This window comes from Duganella aceris (genome assembly GCF_011090165.1).
GTDB lineage: Bacteria > Pseudomonadota > Gammaproteobacteria > Burkholderiales > Burkholderiaceae_D > Rugamonas > Rugamonas aceris.
Genome location: NZ_JAADJT010000036.1, coordinates 1 through 1,453 on the forward strand (window position 1 = coordinate 1; position 1,453 = coordinate 1,453).

1 rRNA gene is annotated in these 1,453 nt (G+C 53.3%); it reads right to left on the bottom strand.

Annotated features, from left to right (window positions below):
* Positions 1-1,437 (bottom strand): 16S ribosomal RNA (locus GW587_RS30930); the annotation flags it as partial.
* Between the last annotated feature and the right edge of the window lie 16 nt (positions 1,438-1,453).

A 1,453-nucleotide genomic window follows, 5' to 3' on the forward strand; every position in this document is an offset into this window, starting at 1 on the left:
CGGTTAAGCTACCTACTTCTGGTAAAACCCGCTCCCATGGTGTGACGGGCGGTGTGTACAAGACCCGGGAACGTATTCACCGCGACATGCTGATCCGCGATTACTAGCGATTCCAACTTCATGCAGTCGAGTTGCAGACTACAATCCGGACTACGATACACTTTCTGGGATTAGCTCCCCCTCGCGGGTTGGCGGCCCTCTGTATGTACCATTGTATGACGTGTGAAGCCCTACCCATAAGGGCCATGAGGACTTGACGTCATCCCCACCTTCCTCCGGTTTGTCACCGGCAGTCTCATTAGAGTGCTCTTTCGTAGCAACTAATGACAAGGGTTGCGCTCGTTGCGGGACTTAACCCAACATCTCACGACACGAGCTGACGACAGCCATGCAGCACCTGTGTACTGGTTCTCTTTCGAGCACTCCCCAATCTCTCGGGGATTCCAGCCATGTCAAGGGTAGGTAAGGTTTTTCGCGTTGCATCGAATTAATCCACATCATCCACCGCTTGTGCGGGTCCCCGTCAATTCCTTTGAGTTTTAATCTTGCGACCGTACTCCCCAGGCGGTCTACTTCACGCGTTAGCTGCGTTACCAAGTCAATTAAGACCCGACAACTAGTAGACATCGTTTAGGGCGTGGACTACCAGGGTATCTAATCCTGTTTGCTCCCCACGCTTTCGTGCATGAGCGTCAGTTTTGACCCAGGGGGCTGCCTTCGCCATCGGTGTTCCTCCACATATCTACGCATTTCACTGCTACACGTGGAATTCTACCCCCCTCTGCCAAACTCTAGCCTTGCAGTCTTCATCGCCATTCCCAGGTTGAGCCCGGGGATTTCACGACAAACTTACAAAACCGCCTGCGCACGCTTTACGCCCAGTAATTCCGATTAACGCTTGCACCCTACGTATTACCGCGGCTGCTGGCACGTAGTTAGCCGGTGCTTATTCTTCAGGTACCGTCATTAGCCCACTGTATTAGAACAGGCCGTTTCTTCCCTGACAAAAGAGCTTTACAACCCGAAGGCCTTCTTCACTCACGCGGCATTGCTGGATCAGGCTTGCGCCCATTGTCCAAAATTCCCCACTGCTGCCTCCCGTAGGAGTCTGGACCGTGTCTCAGTTCCAGTGTGGCTGGTCGTCCTCTCAGACCAGCTACTGATCGATGCCTTGGTGGGCCTTTACCCCACCAACTAGCTAATCAGATATCGGCCGCTCCAGGAGCACAAGGCCTTGCGGTCCCCTGCTTTCATCCTTAGATCGTATGCGGTATTAGCGTAACTTTCGCTACGTTATCCCCCACTCCAGGGTACGTTCCGATATATTACTCACCCGTTCGCCACTCGCCGCCAGGTTGCCCCGCGCTGCCGTTCGACTTGCATGTGTAAGGCATGCCGCCAGCGTTCAATCTGAGCCAGGATCAAACTCTTCAGTTTAATCTCTGTTTATTTG